Origin of the sequence: Castellaniella denitrificans, from assembly GCF_027214045.1 — a bacterium.
GTDB lineage: Bacteria > Pseudomonadota > Gammaproteobacteria > Burkholderiales > Burkholderiaceae_B > Castellaniella > Castellaniella denitrificans_A.
In genome coordinates this window covers 15,059-34,517 of the sequence record NZ_JAPWHE010000013.1, presented here as the reverse complement: position 1 = coordinate 34,517, position 19,459 = coordinate 15,059, and the positions used below count along the sequence as shown (strand labels likewise).

The 19,459-nt window shown below is 65.9% G+C and carries 20 protein-coding genes and 1 pseudogene; 11 read left to right on the top strand and 10 right to left on the bottom strand.

Features of this window, described 5'->3' with window-relative positions:
* Positions 1-34: 34 nt before the first annotated feature.
* Both O4H32_RS13715 and O4H32_RS13710 read left to right on the top strand, forming a co-directional pair.
* Positions 35-2,110, top strand: coding sequence for a CocE/NonD family hydrolase (locus tag O4H32_RS13715; RefSeq protein ID WP_269360076.1), 2,076 nt, complete (start codon positions 35-37; stop codon positions 2,108-2,110).
* Positions 2,111-2,378: 268 nt separating this feature from the next.
* Complete coding sequence (locus tag O4H32_RS13710) at positions 2,379-3,209, top strand: class I SAM-dependent methyltransferase (protein WP_269360074.1); 831 nt, start codon at positions 2,379-2,381, stop codon at positions 3,207-3,209.
* A 90-nt stretch (positions 3,210-3,299) separates the two neighbouring features.
* On the opposite strand, the pseudogene O4H32_RS13705 reads toward O4H32_RS13710, so the two are convergent.
* Positions 3,300-3,386: pseudogene (locus O4H32_RS13705) on the bottom strand (oxidoreductase); the annotation flags it as partial.
* Between O4H32_RS13705 and O4H32_RS15025 the strand changes: the two are divergent.
* From O4H32_RS15025 to O4H32_RS13675, 6 genes are all read left to right on the top strand, one after another.
* Positions 3,373-3,597 (top strand): helix-turn-helix transcriptional regulator, encoded by a 225-nt coding sequence (locus O4H32_RS15025; RefSeq protein WP_407932662.1) that lies wholly within the window; start codon positions 3,373-3,375, stop codon positions 3,595-3,597. The pseudogene O4H32_RS13705 and the gene O4H32_RS15025 sit on opposite strands and share 14 nt — an antisense overlap.
* A 295-nt stretch (positions 3,598-3,892) precedes the next feature.
* Positions 3,893-4,180 carry a co-chaperone GroES gene (locus O4H32_RS13695; protein WP_269360072.1) on the top strand — a complete coding sequence of 96 codons (288 nt, stop codon included), beginning with the start codon at positions 3,893-3,895 and terminating at the stop codon, positions 4,178-4,180.
* A gap of 34 nt (positions 4,181-4,214) precedes the next feature.
* The gene (groL, locus tag O4H32_RS13690) at positions 4,215-5,861 is read left to right on the top strand and encodes a chaperonin GroEL (RefSeq protein WP_269360070.1); all 1,647 of its coding nucleotides are present in this window, start codon (positions 4,215-4,217) and stop codon (positions 5,859-5,861) included.
* A gap of 242 nt (positions 5,862-6,103) precedes the next feature.
* A complete protein-coding gene (locus O4H32_RS13685; RefSeq protein ID WP_269360069.1) occupies positions 6,104-6,493 on the top strand; it encodes a diacylglycerol kinase in 390 nt (129 codons plus the stop codon).
* Between the two features lie 84 nt (positions 6,494-6,577).
* Positions 6,578-7,405, top strand: coding sequence for an orotidine-5'-phosphate decarboxylase (gene pyrF / locus O4H32_RS13680; protein ID WP_269360067.1), 828 nt, complete (start codon positions 6,578-6,580; stop codon positions 7,403-7,405).
* A complete protein-coding gene (locus O4H32_RS13675) occupies positions 7,402-8,085 on the top strand; it encodes a DNA-3-methyladenine glycosylase I (protein ID WP_269360065.1) in 684 nt (227 codons plus the stop codon). The genes pyrF and O4H32_RS13675 overlap by 4 nt, the downstream gene beginning before the upstream one ends.
* A gap of 53 nt (positions 8,086-8,138) precedes the next feature.
* Here the strand turns inward: O4H32_RS13675 and O4H32_RS13670 are convergent, their stop codons facing one another.
* From O4H32_RS13670 to ftsY, 7 genes are read right to left on the bottom strand one after another with little or no spacing between them, the layout of a single operon-like run.
* A complete protein-coding gene (locus tag O4H32_RS13670; protein WP_269360063.1) occupies positions 8,139-8,645 on the bottom strand; it encodes a CinA family protein in 507 nt (168 codons plus the stop codon).
* The gene (locus tag O4H32_RS13665) at positions 8,642-9,175 is read right to left on the bottom strand and encodes a phosphatidylglycerophosphatase A family protein (RefSeq protein ID WP_407932660.1); all 534 of its coding nucleotides are present in this window, start codon (positions 9,173-9,175) and stop codon (positions 8,642-8,644) included. Before O4H32_RS13665 ends, O4H32_RS13670 begins: the two co-directional genes overlap by 4 nt.
* Positions 9,172-10,155: a thiamine-phosphate kinase gene (thiL, locus tag O4H32_RS13660; RefSeq protein ID WP_269360062.1), complete on the bottom strand. Its 984-nt coding sequence runs from the start codon at positions 10,153-10,155 to the stop codon at positions 9,172-9,174. Before thiL ends, O4H32_RS13665 begins: the two co-directional genes overlap by 4 nt.
* Positions 10,156-10,174: 19 nt before the next feature.
* Entirely contained in the window at positions 10,175-10,660 is a 486-nt protein-coding gene (gene nusB, locus O4H32_RS13655) for a transcription antitermination factor NusB (RefSeq protein WP_269360060.1), read from the bottom strand.
* A complete protein-coding gene (gene ribH, locus O4H32_RS13650; protein WP_269360058.1) occupies positions 10,653-11,174 on the bottom strand; it encodes a 6,7-dimethyl-8-ribityllumazine synthase in 522 nt (173 codons plus the stop codon). Before ribH ends, nusB begins: the two co-directional genes overlap by 8 nt.
* Positions 11,175-11,190: 16 nt before the next feature.
* The gene (gene ribBA, locus O4H32_RS13645) at positions 11,191-12,363 is read right to left on the bottom strand and encodes a bifunctional 3,4-dihydroxy-2-butanone-4-phosphate synthase/GTP cyclohydrolase II (RefSeq protein WP_269360143.1); all 1,173 of its coding nucleotides are present in this window, start codon (positions 12,361-12,363) and stop codon (positions 11,191-11,193) included.
* Positions 12,364-12,405: 42 nt separating this feature from the next.
* Complete coding sequence (gene ftsY, locus O4H32_RS13640; RefSeq protein WP_269360056.1) at positions 12,406-13,695, bottom strand: signal recognition particle-docking protein FtsY; 1,290 nt, start codon at positions 13,693-13,695, stop codon at positions 12,406-12,408.
* A 78-nt stretch (positions 13,696-13,773) separates the two neighbouring features.
* Between ftsY and O4H32_RS13635 the strand changes: the two genes are divergently transcribed.
* Positions 13,774-14,382, top strand: coding sequence for an RsmD family RNA methyltransferase (locus tag O4H32_RS13635; RefSeq protein WP_269360054.1), 609 nt, complete (start codon positions 13,774-13,776; stop codon positions 14,380-14,382).
* A complete protein-coding gene (gene coaD / locus O4H32_RS13630; RefSeq protein WP_269360052.1) occupies positions 14,379-14,891 on the top strand; it encodes a pantetheine-phosphate adenylyltransferase in 513 nt (170 codons plus the stop codon). The genes O4H32_RS13635 and coaD overlap by 4 nt, the downstream gene beginning before the upstream one ends.
* A gap of 3 nt (positions 14,892-14,894) precedes the next feature.
* Here the strand turns inward: coaD and O4H32_RS13625 are convergent, their stop codons facing one another.
* Both O4H32_RS13625 and O4H32_RS13620 read right to left on the bottom strand, forming a co-directional pair.
* The gene (locus O4H32_RS13625) at positions 14,895-15,284 is read right to left on the bottom strand and encodes an MOSC N-terminal beta barrel domain-containing protein (protein WP_269360050.1); all 390 of its coding nucleotides are present in this window, start codon (positions 15,282-15,284) and stop codon (positions 14,895-14,897) included.
* A gap of 19 nt (positions 15,285-15,303) precedes the next feature.
* Positions 15,304-17,886: an AsmA family protein gene (locus O4H32_RS13620; protein ID WP_269360048.1), complete on the bottom strand. Its 2,583-nt coding sequence runs from the start codon at positions 17,884-17,886 to the stop codon at positions 15,304-15,306.
* Between the two features lie 280 nt (positions 17,887-18,166).
* Here O4H32_RS13620 and O4H32_RS13615 point away from each other — a divergent pair, with 280 nt between their 5' ends.
* Positions 18,167-19,447 carry a bifunctional O-acetylhomoserine aminocarboxypropyltransferase/cysteine synthase gene (locus tag O4H32_RS13615; RefSeq protein WP_269360046.1) on the top strand — a complete coding sequence of 427 codons (1,281 nt, stop codon included), beginning with the start codon at positions 18,167-18,169 and terminating at the stop codon, positions 19,445-19,447.
* The last annotated feature ends 12 nt before the right edge of the window (positions 19,448-19,459 follow it).

Below are 19,459 nucleotides of genomic sequence, written 5' to 3'. Positions count from 1 at the left end.
CGGGCTGAAACGACACGAAATACTAAGGACAACCATGCGGTGGAATAACAAAATTTTGGGGAAACTGGCAATCTGCCTTTTCCTCACTTCCGGTTTATTGGGCTGCCACGGCAACCCCACACTGTCAGGCCGGGCCGCACACTACGAATTTTCCATTGAGCACGGCGCGCTTAAAATGAAAGACGGCGTGGATCTGGCGGTCACCTACTACCGCCCGGTCGCCAAATCGCCTGGGGAAAAATTCCCCGTGATCATGGAAATGGTGCCTTACCGCAAGGATGACTTTTTCACGTTGGGCGATTATGAGTACGGTTCCTATTTCGCCAAACGCGGCTACGTCGTTGCCCGGGTCGATGTGCGCGGCACCGGAGGCAGCGGGGGTCATATCCCCGTAAGCGAGTATTCCGAAGCCGAGATTTCCGACGCGGAAGAACTCATTGCACAGCTCGCCAAAAAGAGCTGGTCGACTGGCAATGTGGGCATGTATGGCATTTCATGGAGCGCCTTCAACTCCCTGATGACGGCCCACAGAAAGCCGCCCGCACTCAAGGCCATTATTGCGGCTCACGGGTCGACAGACCTGTTTTACAACGACGTTCACTATATTGACGGCGCCTTGCACATCGATTCCTATGCGCATCAAATCGATACCGATAACGCAATGCCGCAGAGCCCCGGGTACCGCATTGACGAAGACTATTTCCGGAACCGCTTCGACCGGGAACCCTGGATATTCACCTGGCTGCGCCAGCAGCAGGATGGCGATTTCTGGCGCAAAGAATCGCTGAAATTCAAGACCCCGCTGGAAGTCCCGGCCTACCTGATCGGCGGGCTGCTCGACGGCTACCGCGATTTCGTCATGGAAGTCAGCGAAACGTCCAAGGCACCGACTATCGCGGAAATCGGCCCCTGGAATCACGCATGGCCCGAGTACGGCGTGCCCGGACCCAACTACGAGTGGCGGGAAAAGGCCGTCCGCTGGTGGGACTACTGGCTCAAAGGCATCGACAACGGGATACTGGACGAATCCAGCCGAAGAATGGCATTCATGCGCACCGGCCACGCGCCGGCCACAGACCTGGCCACCATCCCCGGCTACTGGCGTTGCAGCAAACAATGGCCTGTAGAGGGCGGCACCACCCGGCGCCTATACCCACAAACGGCGCGGCAACTCGTTGGCACACCGTCCCCGCAAGGCGGTGTCGAAACCCTGCGCTATCGAGCCGGCGCCGGGATGGCTGCCGGCGGATGGTGGGGCGAACAGACAGGCGACATGGCCGCCGACGACGCCCGCAGCCTGGTCTACGACTCGGCTCCTTTGACCGAAGCCCTGGAAATCATGGGCATGCCGCAAGTGCGCTTGCGCGTAGCCGCGGACGCCCCGTTCTATCAATGGACCGTGCGTTTGGAGGATGTGGCGCCGGACGGCCGGGTGTCCCTGATCAGCGGCGCAATCATCAACCCTGCCCAACGTCATTCGCGGCTTGAACCTGAAGCGCTGATACCCGGCGAACCGACGACACTGTCCACGTCGATTCACTTCACCACATGGCGTTTCAAACCCGGCCATCGTATCCGTCTGGCTGTCTCGAATGCCCAGTTTCCCATGGTCTGGCCCAGCCCGACACCTGGCTTCACCCGTCTCTTTTCAGGTGCCGATACATGGATTGAGCTGCCGGTGGTTCCCACGCAAAGCGAAACCAGTCCATCCTGTGTGCTGCCCCCGCCGGAACCGAGCGATCAGGCCCCTTTTGGAAAAGCATCGCCAGGCAAGGGCCCTGTTTTCGAGAGCGTTCGCAATGAACAAACCGGTGATTCGACATTCACCACCATCAACGACACCCGTTGGACCCTGTACGACAACACGTACCGATCATCGGAACTGTATCGATGGGATGTCAATGACGCAGCGCCCGCCAACGCCCGATTCCGTGGCGAGCGCAGAAACGTGTTCACTATATCCGGCATGGAAGTAGACTTTTCAACCCTGTCGCGGATCGAATCGGACGACACCTATTTCCACGTCACTTTCACCAAGACCCTGCGGCAAGACGGCAAGCTGGTCAGGGAAAGGACGTGGACGGACCACATTCCGCGGCGGTATCAGTAGCGATCATATCCAGCGCACTCACGGGCTTGCCGCCCCGCGATTTTGAATGGCTGATGTCTTCGACTGCATCGAGATGCCCTACAACCCGAAACGGCGTCATAGCCATGCCGGCGATCTCTCACCGGCATGGTTTGAGCATCCGCACTGTTGAAGACCGGGGCCGCCTGGAAAACCCGGGCCGATTCCGCTTTGCATCTAACACCCAAATAGCTAGACTGAGCGGTATAGGTGGTACGAAGCGTATGCATGCACGCGCAGGGGTGTGGTCATGTCGGATACAGTCAACGAAGTCATCCAGACGCACTATTCCCGTCCGGATATTGGCAGTGTGATATTGGGGGCCTTGGAAAAGGCGGGCAAGGACCTGAACCGCCTTACGCCTGAGGACTTGGTACCCATCGACCACTTTCACATTCGCGGCCGGGTCGCCACCCTGGAATTGGCTCGCGCAGCCGGACTTGATGCGAGCATGCGCGTTCTTGATGTCGGAAGTGGCGTGGGCGGGACTTCCAGGTGTCTTGCCAAAGAATTCGGCTGCCACGTCACGGGTATAGACCTTACAGAGGAATATTGTCGCGCCGCGACTTTGCTCACAGACAAGGTCGGCCTCTCCGAGTTCATTGACTACCAGCAGGGTGATGCGACTAACTTGCCGTTCGACGACGGAGCATTTGATGTTGTCTGGACAGAGCATGTGGCCATGAACATCCCTGACAAACCTCGGTTGTACAAGGAGATGTACCGGGTTCTCAAGCCTGGCGGGACGCTCGCCATTTACGATGTGCTGGCCGGCCCCTCGGGACCGGTACTGTTTCCCGTTCCGTGGGCGCGCACTCCTGAAAGCAGTTTTCTTGTTCGGCCCAGCGAGTTACGGACCCTGCTGGAAGAAGCTGGATTCACTATTTCTGACTGGTCCGACACGACTGACGCCGCCCGCTCTTGGTTTGTTGCCTTGGCCGACAAGATTCGCAAAGAGGGTTTCCCTCCCCTAGGGTTCCACGTCCTGATGGGGACGGATTTTCAATTGATGGCTCAGAACCAGGGTAGAAATCTGCAAGAAGGGCGGATTGTTCTTGGGCAGGTGGTCGCGTCGAAATAGCCAACAACGGTACTGGACGGGCTCGTGCACCGATAAGGGCATGTTAGCTTGTGGCATGAAAAACCTGGGTAGGGATGGATTTCGGGATCGATACGGGCTGGCCGTGGGGCGGACGATGATTTCGCTCACGTCCACGCCATCGGGTTGCGCGATCGCGTAGGCAATGGCCGGCGCCACCGTGCGCGTGGGCGATGAAAGCCACTCGCAGTTCAACCGCGAATTCAAGCGCTTATTCGGCCGCAGCCCCGGCGAGGAAGCACGCGAAATGCGCTCGGCATTCGCGCTGATGGAGCCCGCCCGGCTTGTGGAGGCCGCAGCGATGCACAAAGGTCGATCTTTTTGCTCAACGCTCGGCTTGTGCCAAGCATTGTTGCAACAATGCCCGTAGCGTAGGCCATGTTGGGTGGCCATTCTGCCGCAAGAAACCACCCTGCCCATAGCCCCTCTCCTCAGCGCCAATTTCGGCGGGACACCCGCACCAGCACTACGAATAGCCATGTTTCGAAGCTCAGAACCGAGCGGCGGATGTTGAACCCTCAGTGGCGTTCGACACCAGACTTGTAACAAGACCCACCCGCCTCTTGAAACCCAAAGAATCGTCCTTATAATTAGCACTCGATGGGGCTGAGTGCTAACAACGCCTCGCCCCCGCACCTTCAATTTCTACGTACAGGAGTTCCTCCATGGCACTGCGTCCTTTGCACGATCGCGTGATCGTCAAGCGTCTGGACAACGAGCGCACCACCGCCTCGGGTATCGTCATCCCTGACAGCGCGGCTGAAAAGCCCGACCAGGGCGAAGTCCTGGCCGTCGGCCCCGGCAAGAAGACCGAGGACGGCAAAGTGATCCCGGTCGACCTGAAGGTCGGCGACAAAGTGCTGTTCGGCAAGTACGCCGGCCAGTCCGTCAAGGTCGATGGCGAGGAAGTGCTCGTCATCCGCGAGGAAGAAGTCCTCGCCGTGATCCAGTAAGCCACCTCACCGTTCACTCCCAAGGAATTTCAACATGGCTGCAAAGCAAGTTTATTTCGGTGACGATGCCCGCACCCGCATCGTCCGCGGCGTCAACATCCTCGCCAACGCCGTCAAGACCACCATGGGTCCCAAGGGCCGCAACGTGGTGCTGGACCGCTCCTTCGGCGCCCCCACCGTCACCAAGGACGGCGTCTCCGTCGCCAAGGAAATCGAACTGAAGGACAAGTTCGAGAACATCGGCGCCCAACTGGTCAAGGAAGTCGCCTCCAAGACCTCCGACAACGCCGGTGACGGCACCACCACCGCCACCGTGCTGGCCCAGTCCATCGTCGAGGAAGGCCTGAAGTACGTGGCCGCCGGCATCAGCCCGATGGACCTGAAGCGCGGCATCGACAAAGCCGTGGCCGCCGCCGTGACCGAGCTGCACAAACTGTCCAAGCCCTGCACCACCAGCAAGGCCATCGCCCAGGTCGGCTCGATCTCGGCCAACAGCGACACCTCGGTCGGTGAAATCATCGCCAACGCGATGGACAAGGTCGGCAAGGAAGGCGTCATCACCGTCGAAGACGGCAAGTCGCTGGACAACGAGCTGGACGTCGTCGAAGGCATGCAATTCGACCGCGGCTACCTGTCGCCCTACTTCATCAACAACCCCGACAAGCAAGTCGCCGTCCTGGACGACCCGTTCATCCTGATCTTCGACAAGAAGATCAGCAACATCCGCGACCTGCTGCCGGTGCTGGAACAGGTTGCCAAGTCCAGCCGTCCGCTGCTGATCGTGGCCGAGGACGTCGAGGGCGAAGCCCTGGCCACCCTGGTCGTGAACAACATCCGCGGCATCCTGAAGACCACCGCCGTCAAGGCCCCGGGCTTCGGCGACCGTCGCAAGGCCATGCTGGAAGACATCGCCATCCTGACGGGCGGCACGGTGATCTCCGAGGAAACCGGCCTGTCGCTGGAAAAGGCGACCCTGGCCGAACTGGGCCAGGCCAAGCGCATCGAAGTGGCCAAGGAAAACACCACGATCATCGACGGCGCCGGCGATGCCAAGAACATCGAAGCCCGCGTCAAGCAGATCCGCGCGCAGATCGAGGAAGCCACCTCGGACTACGACCGTGAAAAACTGCAGGAACGCGTGGCCAAGCTGGCCGGCGGCGTCGCGGTGATCCGCGTGGGTGCGGCCACCGAAGTCGAAATGAAGGAAAAGAAGGCCCGCGTCGAAGACGCCCTGCACGCCACGCGTGCGGCCGTCGAGGAAGGCATCGTTCCGGGCGGCGGCGTCGCTCTGATCCGCGCCAAGGCCGCCGTGGCCAAGGTCAAGGGCGACAATACCGACCAGGAAGCCGGCATCAAGCTGGTCCTGCGCGCCATCGAATCCCCGCTGCGCACCATCGTCAGCAATGCCGGCGACGAAGCCAGCGTGATCGTCAACGCCGTTGAAAAGGGCGAAGGCAACTACGGCTACAACGCCGCCACCGGCGAATACGGCGACCTGGTCGAACAGGGCGTGATCGACCCGACCAAGGTCACCCGTACCGCGCTGCAGAACGCCGCCTCGGTCGCCAGCCTGCTGCTGACCACCGAAGCCGCCGTGGCCGAAATCGTCGAGGACAAGCCTGCGGCCCCGATGCCCGACATGGGCGGCATGGGTGGCATGGGCGGCATGGGCGGCTTCTAAGCCCCTGCCCTTCCCGGTCCGGCGCTCCGGCGCCGGCCGGGCCTGTCCCACCTCGCAGCCTGCATGCTGCTCGGATTCGTCAGGCACAAAATAGTCCGAAAGGACTATTTCGTGTCCTGCCTCATCCCCGTCGCGGTTTGCCGTGGCGGGGATTTTTCATGATGGCGTTCCCGCCTCCATGCGCGCGGCACCGGGCTGATTCCTTCCATTACAATGCCCACATCATCCGGACTTGCCGACCCATGACCCAGCCCTCCCCCTATAAAAGCACCGGCGGACTGCTGCGCATCGCGCGCGCCATCGGCTATTCGCTGCAGGGACTGGGCGCGGCATGGCGCCAGGAGGCCGCGTTCCGCCAGGAAACCGCGCTGGCCGCGATCGTGATCCCGCTGGGCCTGTGGCTGGGCGACACCGCCATCGAACGGCTGCTGCTGGCCGGGGCGCCGGTGCTGGTGATGACGGTGGAACTGATCAATTCCGCGATCGAAACGCTGGCCGACGCGATCAGCACGGAACATCACCCCCTGCTGGGGCGCGCCAAGGACATCGGCAGCGCCGCCGTGCTGCTGACGCTGCTGCTGGCTGGCGCCACCTGGGCGGCGGTGCTGGCGCCGCGCTGGTGGCCTTCCTGAGCACAAGCGCACGCCCGGCCCGCAGGCCGCCACCGCTGCGCGACCCCGACAACCACGCAACTGGACAGACCGTCCGATCCGCTCATGAACTTCACCGACAAGCTGAACCGCGCCTGGGTCGCCCAGGATTCCCTGCTGATGGTGGGCCTGGACCCTGATCCACGGCGTTTCCCCAGGGAACTGGCGGGCCGCTCGGACGCGGTCACCGAGTTCTGCCTGCGCATCGTCGAGGCCACCGCGCCCTACGCCTGCGGCTTCAAGCCTCAGATCGCGTATTTCGCCGCGCTGGGGGCCGAAGACCAGTTGCAGGACATCTGCCGGACGATCCGCGAGCGGCATCCGGACCTGCCCATCGTGCTGGACGCCAAGCGCGGCGACATCGGCAGCACCGCCGAGCAATACGCCCGCGAGGCGTTCGAACGCTACGGCGCCGACGCCGTCACGGTCAATCCCTACATGGGACGCGATTCCGTACAGCCGTACATCGATTACGGTGAACGCGGCGTCATCATCCTGTGCCGCACATCCAACGCCGGCGGTGCCGATCTTCAGGACATGCGGCTGGCCAACGGCACGCCGCTGTACCTGCATGTCGCCGATCAGGTGGCCCGCGTCTGGAACACCAACGGGCAATGCGCCCTGGTGGTGGGCGCCACGTTCCCCGAGGAAATCACCCAGGTCCGCCGCCGGGTGGGCGACATGCCCTTGCTGATTCCCGGCATCGGCGCGCAAGGCGGCGACATCCGGGCCACGGCGCAGGCGGGCCGCACGGCGGCGGGCACGGGCATGATGATCAACTCGTCACGCGCCATCCTGTACGCCAGCGCCGATGAGGACTGGGAACAGGCGGCCGCCAGGACCGCGCTTGCCACGCGCGACGCCATCCGCGAAGCCTTGCGGGACGGCGCGTGACGCTCGACTATCGCCGCCTCCACGACACGGTCCGCGCACGATTCGAATCCGATGCGGCCCTGGAGGCCTTCCTGCCCCGGCCGCTGACGTCCGATGCATTGAAGCGCCAGGGCGACGACCGCTATCTGTCCGCCATGACCCGGCGGATCTTCCATGCGGGCGTGCAGCACGCGATGGTCGACGCCAAATGGCCAGAGTTCGAGCAAGCCTTCCAGAGGTTCGACCCCGAGGCCATGGCATGGCTCGGCCCGGAACAGATCGAAGCGCACATGCAAAACGAGCGGCTCATCCGCGATCGCGCCAAGATCAAAAGCATCCCGGAAAATGCCCGGTTCATCCTGGACATCCGCCAGGAACGGGGCGCCGGCTTCGGCGCGTTCCTGGCGGACTGGCCGGATACCGACACCATCGGCCTGTGGCGCCTGCTGGCCAAGCGGGGTGCCCGCCTGGGCGGGCGTTCCGCCGCCGGATTCCTGCGCCTGGCCGGAAAGGACACGTTCCTGCTGACCAGCGACGTGATCGCGCGCCTGGTGGCGGGGGGCGTCATCGAACGCGAACCCACGAGCCAGCGCGATCTTCGGGCCGTGCAGGATGCCTTCAACACATTGCGGGAGGACTCGGGCCGGCCGCTGTGCCAGCTGTCGGCCCTGATGGCCCTGAGCATCAATCCGGCGTTCTGAGGCCGCACCCCCACGCTCGCGGGACCGCCCGGCGGCGAAATGCAGGCCGGTTCTCAGGCCTTGCCCAGCTCCACCAGCGCCGCCTGGAGAGCGCGGCGCACCGCCGCGGCGCGCACCGCATCGCGGTCGCCCTCGAAAACCTGGGTGACGGCCCGGGTCACGATTCCGGATCCGGCGCGACGCGCAATGCCGAAACACACCATGCCGACCGGCTTGCCGGGCGTGGCGCCGCCCGGCCCCGCGATACCGGTGGTGGACAGCGCCAGTTGGGCCTGGGGCACCGCTGCCAACACACCGCCGGCCATTTCCATGGCGGTTTCCTCGCTGACGGCACCGAAGCGTTCCAGGGTGTCGGACGACACCCGCAGCTGTTCAACCTTGGCGGCATTGCTATAAGTGACGAAGCCTCGTTCGAACCACAGACTGGAGCCAGGGCAGGACGTGATGGCGCCTGCCAGCAGCCCGCCGGTGCAGGATTCAGCCGTGGCGCACAGCCAGCCGGCGGCGCGCAGCGCGGCGCCCACCTCGCCCGCCAGGGCGCGCGTTTCGCGTTCGTTCATGACAACATCCCCAGGCGGACGAGCAGCGCCCCCGCCAGCAAGGCATACAGGGCTGCGACGATGTCGTCGATCATGACCCCGAAGCCGTTCTTGAAGCGCCGGTCGAACAGGCTCACCGGCGGCGGTTTGACGATATCGAAGAAGCGGAACAGCGCCACCGAAACGGCCTGGGACCAGAAATCGTGCGGCATCAGCCACAGCACCAGCCAGATGGCGACGATCTCGTCCCAGTTGATCCCGCCATGATCCGGCACGCCCAGGTCATCGCCGCAGCGCTGGGCGGCCCAGCAGCCGATCCCGAAGGACAGCAGCAGCACCAGAATCATCCAGCCGTCGGAAAGATCACGCAGCAGAACGGCCCACAGCAGCCATCCGGCCAACGTACCCCAGGTGCCCGGAGCCGGATAGATCAGACCCGAACCCAGGCCAAAGGCCAGGATCCGCTCGGGGCGTGAGAAGACCCAGGCGGCGGACGGCCTGAGGATGGGCCGGGCCGGGCCGGAGTCTTTCGGAAGGTCGGTACCCATCATGCAATATCCTCGGACGGTCCGCTGAAATGATCGAAGCCCCGGCGTGCCACCGGTACGGTCCGCCCCGCGCCATCCAGCACGCGCACGCCCTGGCCGCGCACCAGCGTGCCCACCCGGGCCACCGGCACGCCCAACTGGCGACCCAGCACTTCGATCTGCTCGCGCCACAGCGGCCGGGCAGTGAAGCACAATTCATAGGCGTCCCCCCCGGACAGCATGGCTTCGCGGCGCAGGGACTCGTCCAGGCCGGCCAGCGCCGGATGCGCCGGCAAGGCGTCCAGCCACAGTTCGGCGCCGCAATGGCTGGCCTGGAGAATATGGCCGAAGTCCTGCAACAGGCCGTCGGACACGTCGATGGCGGCATGGGCCACACCGGCCAGGTATCTGCCCAGCTTCAGACGGGGAACGGGACGGTCCAGCGCGGACCGCGTGGCCCGCAGGCGTTCCGGATCGGGAGGCAAGTGGCCGAGCACCAGGCGCAAGGCCAGATCGGCCGCGCCCAGCGTGCCGGAGACCCAGACGTCGTCGCCAACGCGGGCCGCGTCGCGGCGCAGGGCGTGCGAACGCCGGACCTCGCCCAGCACGGTGATGCTGAGCACCACCGCGTCGCCGCGTGTAGTGTCCCCCCCCACCAGCGGGCAGCGGGCTTCGCGGGCCAGGGCATGGAAGCCTTCGGAGAAGGCCGCCAGCCAGGCATGGTCCACGGCGGGCAGCGACAGGGCCAGCGTGCAGGCCAGGGGCCGGGCACCCATGGCGGCCAGATCGGACAGATTGACGGCCAGGGCCTTGTGGCCCAGGGATCCGGGATCGGTACCGGGCAGGAAATGCCGGCCCTCGACCAGCATGTCGGTGCTGACGGCCAGTTCGCAACCCGGCGACAGGGGCATCAGGGCGCAGTCGTCGCCCACACCCAGCATGCGATCCGGAGGCGGCCGTTTGAAATAACGCGCGATCAGGTCGAATTCGCCATTCGACTGCATAAATCCGCCCCGTGCCGCATCAGCGGCGCGCCGTCGCCTGGACCTCGGGGGCGCGGACTTCGGCCGCGAGCTTGTCGAGCACCCCGTTGACGAATCGATAGCCATCCGTGCCGCCGAAGGACTTGGCGAGTTCGACGGCTTCGTTGATGGCCACGCGATAGGGAACCTCGACGTGCCGGACGAGCTCGAAGCTGCCGATCAGCAGCACGGCATGTTCGATCGGGGAAAGCTCCCCCAGCGGCCGGTCGATGTAGGGCACGAACCGTTCACGCAGTTCGACGGCCTGGGTGGCCGCCCCTTGCAGCAGCGTCTGGTACCACTGGGCGTCAGCCTGATCGAAGTCCTCGCCGTCGCGCACATGGGCATCGATCTCGCCAAGTTCGGCCAGGTCGGTGCCGCCGCGCAGCAGCCAGGCGTACACGCCCTGCAGAGCGAATTCGCGCGCCAGGCGGCGCGCGCTACGGGCATTGGCGCGGCCGGCGCGCGCGGGCTTGGATTCAGTCATCCACGTCCTCTTCGTCGTCGAAGTCTTCGTCCTCGTCTTCGTCGTCTTCCGATTCCGGCTCCAGGGCCGCCACCAGATTGGCCATTTCGACCGCGGCGCGGGCGCAGTCGCGGCCCTTGTCGGCCGCGCGGGCCTGGGCCTGCTCGTCGGTGTCGGTGGTCAGCACGCCATTGGCGACCGGGATGCCGGTTTCCAGCGCGATGCGGCTGATGGCCGACGCCGATTCGTTGCTGACGATCTCGAAGTGATAGGTTTCGCCGCGGATCACCGCGCCCAGAGCGATCAGGGCGTCGAATTCGAAGGTCTCGGCCATCTGGGCCAGCGTCACGCCCAGCTCCAGCGCGCCGGGCACGGACACCACCATGACGTCGCGCTCGTCCACGCCCAGCGCGGCCAGTTCGTCCAGGCAGGTCTGCAGTTCGGCCGTGCCGATTTCCTCGTTGAACCGAGCACGCACGATGCCGATATGCAGGCCTTCCCCGTTCATGTCGGGGGTCATCACGTAGGGGTTCATAGTCGCGATTCCTTGATCAGATCGCGGCGTCGGATACGCCGGGTTCGTTATGGTAACCCGTAATCGTCAGGGAGAACCCTGCCATGCTGGGCATTTTGCGCGGTCGCGCCAGCAGCCGGGCCTGGCCCACGCCGAGGTCGCGCAGGATCTGTGCGCCGATACCGAACGTGCGCAGACCGTGGCGTTCGCCGTCGCCGGCCGGCCACCCGGCCCGGGGGTCGCCGCCGCGGGCCCAGGCGTCGAACTGCGCGAACAGCAGATCGGCGCCGCCATGGCAGTTCAACAGCACCAGCACGCCGCTGGGCGCCTGCGCGATGGCCTGCAGCGCCTGGGGGATGGTCCAGCTGTGGCGGGTGGCACCCTCGCAGAGCAGGTCCAGCACGCTGGCGGGCTCGTGCACGCGCACCAGGGTTTCCTGGTCGGGGCGGATGTCGCCATGCACCAGCGCCAGATGCGGCGCATTGGAAGCGCGGTCCCGGTAGGCCACCGCATGAAACGATCCCCAGGGCGTCGCCACCGGACGCTCGACCAGGCGCTCGATCATGGATTCGTGTTCGCTGCGGTACTGGATCAGGTCGGCGATGGTGCCGATCTTCAGCCCGTGTTCACGGGCGAAGACCGCCAGATCCGGCAGACGCGCCATGGTGCCGTCCGGCTTGAGGATCTCGCAGATCACGGCGGCCGGGGTCAGGCCCGCCATGGCGGTCAGGTCGCAGCCGGCCTCGGTATGGCCGGCGCGCACCAGCACGCCGCCCTGGACGGCGCGCACGGGAAAGATGTGCCCGGGCTGGACCAGGTCGGCCGGCCGGGCGTCGCGCGCCACGGCCGCCTGAATGGTGCGGGCGCGGTCGGCGGCGGAGATGCCCGTCCCCACGCCTTCGGCGGCCTCGATGGAGACGGTGAAATTCGTGCCGTAGCGGGTGCCGTTCTGATTGGACATCATCGGCAACTGCAGTTGTTCGCAGCGTTCCTGCGTCAACGTCAGACAGACCAGTCCGCGCGCATGGGTCACCATGAAATTGATCGCGTCGGGTGTGACGAAATCGGCCGCCAGCACCAGGTCGCCCTCGTTCTCGCGGTCCTCTTCGTCCACCAGGATGACCATGCGCCCGGCCCGCAGCTCGTTCACGATCTCCTGGACGGGGGAAATGTCGAAGGACGGCTCGATCGAAGCCGCGCCGGATGCCATGTTCATGCCATGCCTGCCAAATTGGAAGTGAATACCGTCATTTTAGCCCTTGGCGGCCTCCGGCCCGCCCAACAGGGCATCGGCGAATTCCGCCGCGACGAAAGGCTGCAGATCCTGCATGCCCTCGCCCACGCCGATCCAGTACACGGGCACGGGCCGCACCCCCTGGCTGCCGGCCGCCACCGCCGCCAGCGTCCCGCCCTTGGCCGTGCCGTCGAGCTTGGTGACGACCAGGCCGGTCAGGCCCAGCGCGGCGTCAAAGGCGCGGATCTGCGCCAGCGCATTCTGGCCGGTGTTGCCATCCACCACCAGCAGGACCTCGTGAGGCGCCGACGCCTCGGCCTTGCCGATGACGCGTTTGATCTTCTTGAGTTCTTCCATCAGGTGCAGCTGGGTCGGCAGCCGGCCCGCCGTATCGACCAGGACCACGTCCGCCGACCGCGCGCGCCCGGCGTTGACCGCGTCGAACGCCACGGCCGCCGGGTCGCCGCCTTCCTGGGCGATGACGGTGACGCCGTTGCGCGCGCCCCAGGCCACCAGTTGCTCGCGGGCCGCCGCGCGGAAGGTGTCGCCGGCCGCCAGCAGCACCGAGGCCCGGCGTTCCCGCAGCGCATGGGCCAGCTTGCCGATGGAGGTGGTCTTGCCCGCCCCGTTGACTCCCGCGATCATGACCACCATGGGCGCGGCCTCGCCGACGACGAAGGGCTTTTCCAAAACCTTCAGGTGCTCGGTCAGGATGTCGCGCAGCGCGGCGCGCACGGCCTCGGGCTGCTCGATGCGCTGACGCCGTACGCGCGCGCGCAGTTCCGCCAGCAGTTTTTCCGTGGCCTCGACCCCGGCGTCGGCCATGATGAGCGCGGTTTCCAGTTCCTCGAACAGGGTCTCGTCAACCTTGACCCCGGAAAACAGGCCGCCCAGGCTCTGGCCCGTGCGCGACAGGCCGCGCCGCAGCCGGCCAAGCCAGGATCCGGTGGACGCGGACTCGGGGGACGCCGGTTCCTTGGCCGACCGGTCCAGCCTGGCCAGGGGATCCGACGTCTCGTCCGGCCGGTCCGACCAGGCATCGGGGGGCTGCGTGAGCACCCCGGCCGGCGCGGGTCCGGCGCCATCGGTGAATTCGGATACGGGTTCCGCCGCCCGGAGCGGCATCTCGGGCGGGACCGCATCGGGGACGACGGCACCGGACGCGGTGGCGCCCGGCGGCAACTCGGTCGGCGCGACCGGCGCCACTTCGGGCGCGTCCTGAACCTCCGGCGCGCCGGGGATGCCGCTCTGTGCGGGCACCGATTCCTGAGGCGCGGGCGCCTTCTTGCGTTTAAAGAAACTGAACATAGGCTTTACACTGAAAACGATCCGGCCAAGGCCCGGCACGGACCGAGTGCCGTGAGATTCACGACCCGTCGACCGCGCATGAAAAAACACCAGATCCGTATTGTAGGCGGTGCCTACCGCCGCACACCCATCGCCGTCCCGGAAGGCGACCACCTGCGCCCGACGCCCGACCGGGTGCGGGAAACCCTGTTCAACTGGCTGGCGCATTTCTGGGATGGCGTGTTCGCCGGCCGTCGGGTGCTGGACCTGTTCGCCGGAACCGGGGCGCTGGGCTTCGAGGCCGCTTCCCGGGGGGTCGAAACCGCCCAGTTGGTCGAGCAGGCCCCGGCCGCACTGGCCGGCCTGCGGGCCGTCCAGGCGCGCCTGAAGGCGCCCGCCATCCGCATCCACCCGGGCGAGGCCTGCGCTTTCCTGCGCGCCCAACCGGCCCCGTCCTACGACCTGGTGATGCTCGACCCACCCTTTGGCGCGGGCTGGCTGCCGCGGCTGCGGCCCCTGCTGGACCGGGCCTTGCTGCCGGGCGGCCTGCTGTACCTGGAATCGGAGGCCGCCCTGGACGCACTGCCGCCGGGATGGGAACTGCTGCGCCAGGGACGGGCCGGCCAGGTCCACTACGGGTTGATCCGGTTTGCTGCAACGCAAAAAAGTATGAATAATAGCCAGTCAACCTATTCGGAGACCGCATGATCACCGCCGTCTATCCGGGCACTTTCGACCCGCTCACCCGAGGACACGAGGATCTCGTGCGACGGGCGGCCAGCCTGTTCGACCAGGTCGTCGTGGGCGTGGCCCACAGCCAGAACAAGCGGCCGTTCTTCACGCTCCAGGAACGCCTGGAAATCGCCGAGGAGGTCCTGGGGCACTACCCCAACGTGCGGGTGCGCAGCTTCGGCGGCCTGCTGAAGGATTTCGTGCGCGAGCAGGACGCCCGCGTCATCGTGCGCGGCTTGCGCGCCGTGTCGGATTTCGAATACGAATTCCAGATGGCCGGCATGAACCGTCACCTGCTGCCCGAGGTCGAGACCTTGTTCATGACCCCGTCGGACCAGTACCAGTTCATCTCCGGCACCATCGTGCGGGAAATCGCCATCCTGGGCGGCGACGTCAGCAAATTCGTGTTCCCGTCCGTGGAACGCTGGCTGCACGCCAAGGCCAAGGCCCTGCGGGAAGCGCAGGAAGCGGCAAACGGCCAATAGCGCCTAGCCGGGCCAGTTCACGGGCCCGGCGTCGGGATGCACTTTCACCAGCCGGCAGGGCTGGCCCAGCCATTGGGAAAACCAGGCCGAGGCCAGTTCGCCCTCGTCCACGACCCGCACATCACGCCCGCCGATCCGCGCGCTGCGCTCGACGCTGTCGTCGTCCTCGATCACGTCCAGCGGCACATCCAGGCGCAACATGCCTTCCGCGCGGATCACCAGATAGCCGAAACGCAGGCTGACCTCCAGCGCCGCCAGGCCGGGCGCCCGGCCCGCATCCAGCCAATGGTCCCGGTCGTCGACCGCCAGCCAGCGGCGGTCGTAGGGCCTGGCGGCCTCATCGGCCAGGGCGGTCGCCCCGGCGATCGGCTGAAAAACGGATTCGGTCGTCATCGTGTGGTTTCCATCGTGATCATTGTCCCAGCAGGCCCTTGATGGCCTTGCCGATCCGTTCCACCGGGTCGGCGCCGGATGCCGGCGACAAGGGGTTCTTCGAAGCGGTGCCGGGTGTGTCGGATTCCGGCGACGGCAAGGCCTGGTCGATCAGATCCTTGCCCTTGAGCAGTTCCATCAGCCCCGACTTGAGGGCGCGCTGGATGGAAGGATTGCGGATGCTCGACCAGTTCACCTCGTATTCCGGGTGGCTCCATGCGCCGCTGATGCGGATCGGGATGGTCGCACCCAACAACGGCGTCAGCGCGACATCCAGTCCCTTGGGCAAACGCGACGCCACCTGGGCCTGCAGCACCAGATCCAGGCTGCGCCCGGGCACATCGATGCGCGCCGGCTTGCCTTCGGACAGCCGCACCAGGTCGGACACCACGGACAGCCTGGACAAGGTTCCCTGGCCGTCCTTGAGATCGAGGCGGGCGTCCAGACTGCTGAATGCGGTGCTGCTGCGGCTCTCGAACGGCGAAGCCAGGGCGTCCAGACGGCCTTTCAGGACGTTGCCCAACGCGGCCGCCACATCCGTCAAGGTCCGCGCGGCGTCCACGCCCTGTACGGCACCCTCCCGCACCTGGACGGACACACGGCCCTGCAGCGCGCGCTGCAGGGCATCCGTCGTGTCGCCCTGGGCGCGCAAATCGATCTGCGCCGCGCCCCGACCCGACAACAGATTCCGGCCCATCGAGGCCTGGATCAAAGGCGCCACGGCGACCTTGTCGAGATTCAGCTTCAATCCGAACGTCCGGTCCGACGCCGCGCTGAACTGGCCCGACAGCGTGCCTTCGTACAAACCGGCCGCCAGTTTGGGTATGGTCAGCGCATCCTTCTGGATGCGGGCCTGGACGCTCACGCCCGTCAGTTGCACGTCGCGCACCCGCAGATCCCCGATCCGCACGTCGCCCTCGACGTCCAGACCCCGCAAGAACGACAGATCGATCGGCTCGGGCGCCGCGGGCGCGGTGTCCCGGCCCTTGTCCCGACCCGCGTTCCCGCCTTTGTCGGTTGTCTGATCGGTGGCCTGGCCCGCGCCGGCGGGCTTGCCGGCGGCGCGGGCGGGCGATGCCGGCAGCCAGCGGTTCAAGTCGAGCTTTTCCGCGTTCAGGGTGAAATGCGTTCGGGGCTGGGGCGTGGACAACTTCGTCGTCTGGGACTTGAAGGCCGCCTGCCCGCCGTCGATCACGGCGTTCAGATCCGCCGACAGCAGGTCCTGCACCAGATCCAGGTGCACGCTGCCGATCATGGGGAACTCATAACCGCCGGATGGCAGCGCCTGGTCGCGCACCCCCATGTCGCCTTTGATGGCGCCCAGGGAGCCCTTGCGCAGGGTCGTGTTCCAGGCCAGCGGCGAGGTCAGCTTGAGGCGCAACAAGCGTTCTCCCTGGGTGAGCCCTCCGTCCAGACTGACCGCGCGAAACTGCCATTCGCCGGCGTTGCCCGACAGGCCCTCGAGACCGAGCGACACGGCCAAGGTGTCGTCGCCGGCCCATTTCAGGGTGCCGGTCACGGGATCGGCCTGGGCGGAATCGGGCGAGATCGCCAGGGCGGGCGCGTCCAGGGCCAGATCCAGGGCGCGCTTGCCATCCTGGCCCACGGCGCGCAGGGCCAGTTTGTCGACCTTGAGCGCGGTGTTGCGCTGGTCCAGGCGCAATTGCGCGGCGGTCAGGCTGGCCTTCAGTCCCTGGACCGGATGGGCGCCGACGATATTGCCGCTCAGGGCCAGTTCCAGATTGTCGGCGGAAAAGCGCCGGGCCTGGCCGTCGTAGGCCAGATTGCCACGCAACGTGGCCTGGGACTGGTCCAGGTTGCCCAGGCGCCCGTTCAGTTGCACGTTGATCTTCTGCGCGGAATAGCCGCGCCCCCCCGGGTTCAGGCGCAGCAGCGCCTGGGCCTGGAGCTGGGCGTTCTGCACTGGATCGTTGCCCGTGATCACGGACTTCAGGGACACATCGAAGGGCTGGTCGTAGGTGACCCTGCCGGTGCTCGCTTCGATCTGGTCGAAAGTCGTGGCCAGGCCATCGCGCTGGTCGACATACTGGACCCGGCCCGACTTCAGTTCCAGGCCGGCAATGTCGATGTTGAACTCCGACCGGGCGCCTGGCGCCGCCGTGGCGGCCGCCAGGGGCGCGGCCACCGGCGCGGACGCCCCGTCAGCCCCCAGCAGGTCGCTGAAATTGAAGCGGCCCCGCGCATCCCGCACGACATAGGCCTTCAGGCCCGTGACGGCCACGTGATCCACCACCAGCCGATTGGACAGCAAGGGCCAGATCGCCACCGCGAAGCGGGCGCTGTCGATGGACACGAAGGTGTCCTTGGCGTCCCGGTTGGACAAGGCCACGTCGCTGACGGACAGGCCGATGCGGGGGAACAGCGACAGGCCGATGTCGCCATCGATGGTCAGCGTACGCGCGGTGCGTTCGAACACCAGGGATTCCAGCCTGGCCTTGTAGGCGTTCGGATTGAAAGTCAGCAGGAAGATCGCCAGACCGACCACCGCCAGCAGCAGCGCCACGACCAGGCTGAACAGCACCCGCTTCAACCAGACATTCATTTTTTAACCCACACCCTCGATCGGCAGTCCGCCACCGGCCGGACAACAACCGGAATGCTAACCCATGCCCGCGCCCGGCACGGCCTTTTGCAGCGTCCGGCCGCATTCTATTGCACCGCATTGCATTTCGTAGAAGAATGCGATGAGCTCCATATTATTAAAAGTGATATGGAAATGCATTCATCCATCTGGCGCAGACCTTATATTGAGACCGCAACCGCCGGTACGATGACCGATTGCGCCAAGCCGCCCCATACAGACGCCGCACAGGAGACTTTTCATGACCCGCCGTTTCGAGACCCTGGCCATTCACGCGGGCTACGCCCCCGACCCCACCACCAAATCGGTCGCCGTGCCCATCTATCAGACCACCTCGTACGCGTTCGACGACACCCAGCACGGCGCGGACCTGTTCGACCTGAAGGTCGCGGGCAACATCTACACCCGCATCATGAACCCGACCACCGCCGTCCTGGAAGAGCGCGTCGCCGCCCTGGAAGGCGGGGTGGCCGCCCTGGCCGTGGCCTCCGGGATGACGGCCATCACCTACGCCATCCAGACGCTGGCGCAGGCGGGCGACAACATCGTCTCCACCAGCAAACTCTACGGCGGCACTTACAACCTGTTCGCCCACACCTTCCCGCGCCAGGGCCTGGAAGTCCGCTTCGCGCCCCACGACGACGTGGCCGCACTGGAGGCCCTGATCGACGAACGCACCCGCGCGGTGTTCTGCGAGTCCGTCGGCAACCCGGCGGGCAACATCATCGACATCCAGGCGCTGGCCGAAGCCGCTCACCGCCACGGCGTGCCGCTGATCGTGGACAACACGGTCGCCTCGCCCGCCCTGTGCCGACCCATCGAGTGGGGGGCCGACATCGTGGTGCACGCGCTGACCAAGTACATGGGCGGGCACGGTACCAGCATCGCCGGGGCCATCGTGGACAGCGGCAAATTCCCCTGGGCCGAGCACCGCGACCGTTTCCCCATGCTGAACGAACCGGACCCGTCCTACCACGGCGTGGTCTACACCGAAGCCTTCGGGCCGGCCGCCTTCATCGGCCGCTGCCGCGTCGTCCCCCTGCGCAACACCGGCGGCGCGATTTCGCCCTTCAATTCCTTCCTGGTGCTGCAAGGCATCGAGACCCTGGCCCTGCGCATGGAACGCCACTGCGCCAACGCCCTGGCCGTGGCCCGCTTCCTCAAGGACCATCCCCAGGTCGCCTGGGTGAACTACGCCGGCTTGCCGGACCATCCGGAACACGCCCTGGCGGAAAAATACATGGGCGGGTTGCCCGCCAGCATCCTGTCCTTCGGCATCCAGGGCGGTCTCGCCGCAGGCGCCCGATTCATCGATGCCCTGCAATTGATCCTGCGGCTGGTGAACATCGGCGACGCGAAGTCCCTGGCCTGCCATCCGGCCTCGACCACGCACCGCCAGCTCAGCCCCGAAGAACTCGCTCGTGCCGGTGTCGGCGAAGACATGATCCGCCTGTCCATCGGCATCGAGCACATCGACGACATCCTCGACGATCTGCGCCAGGCGCTGGACGCCAGCCGCTGACCCCGGCCCGCC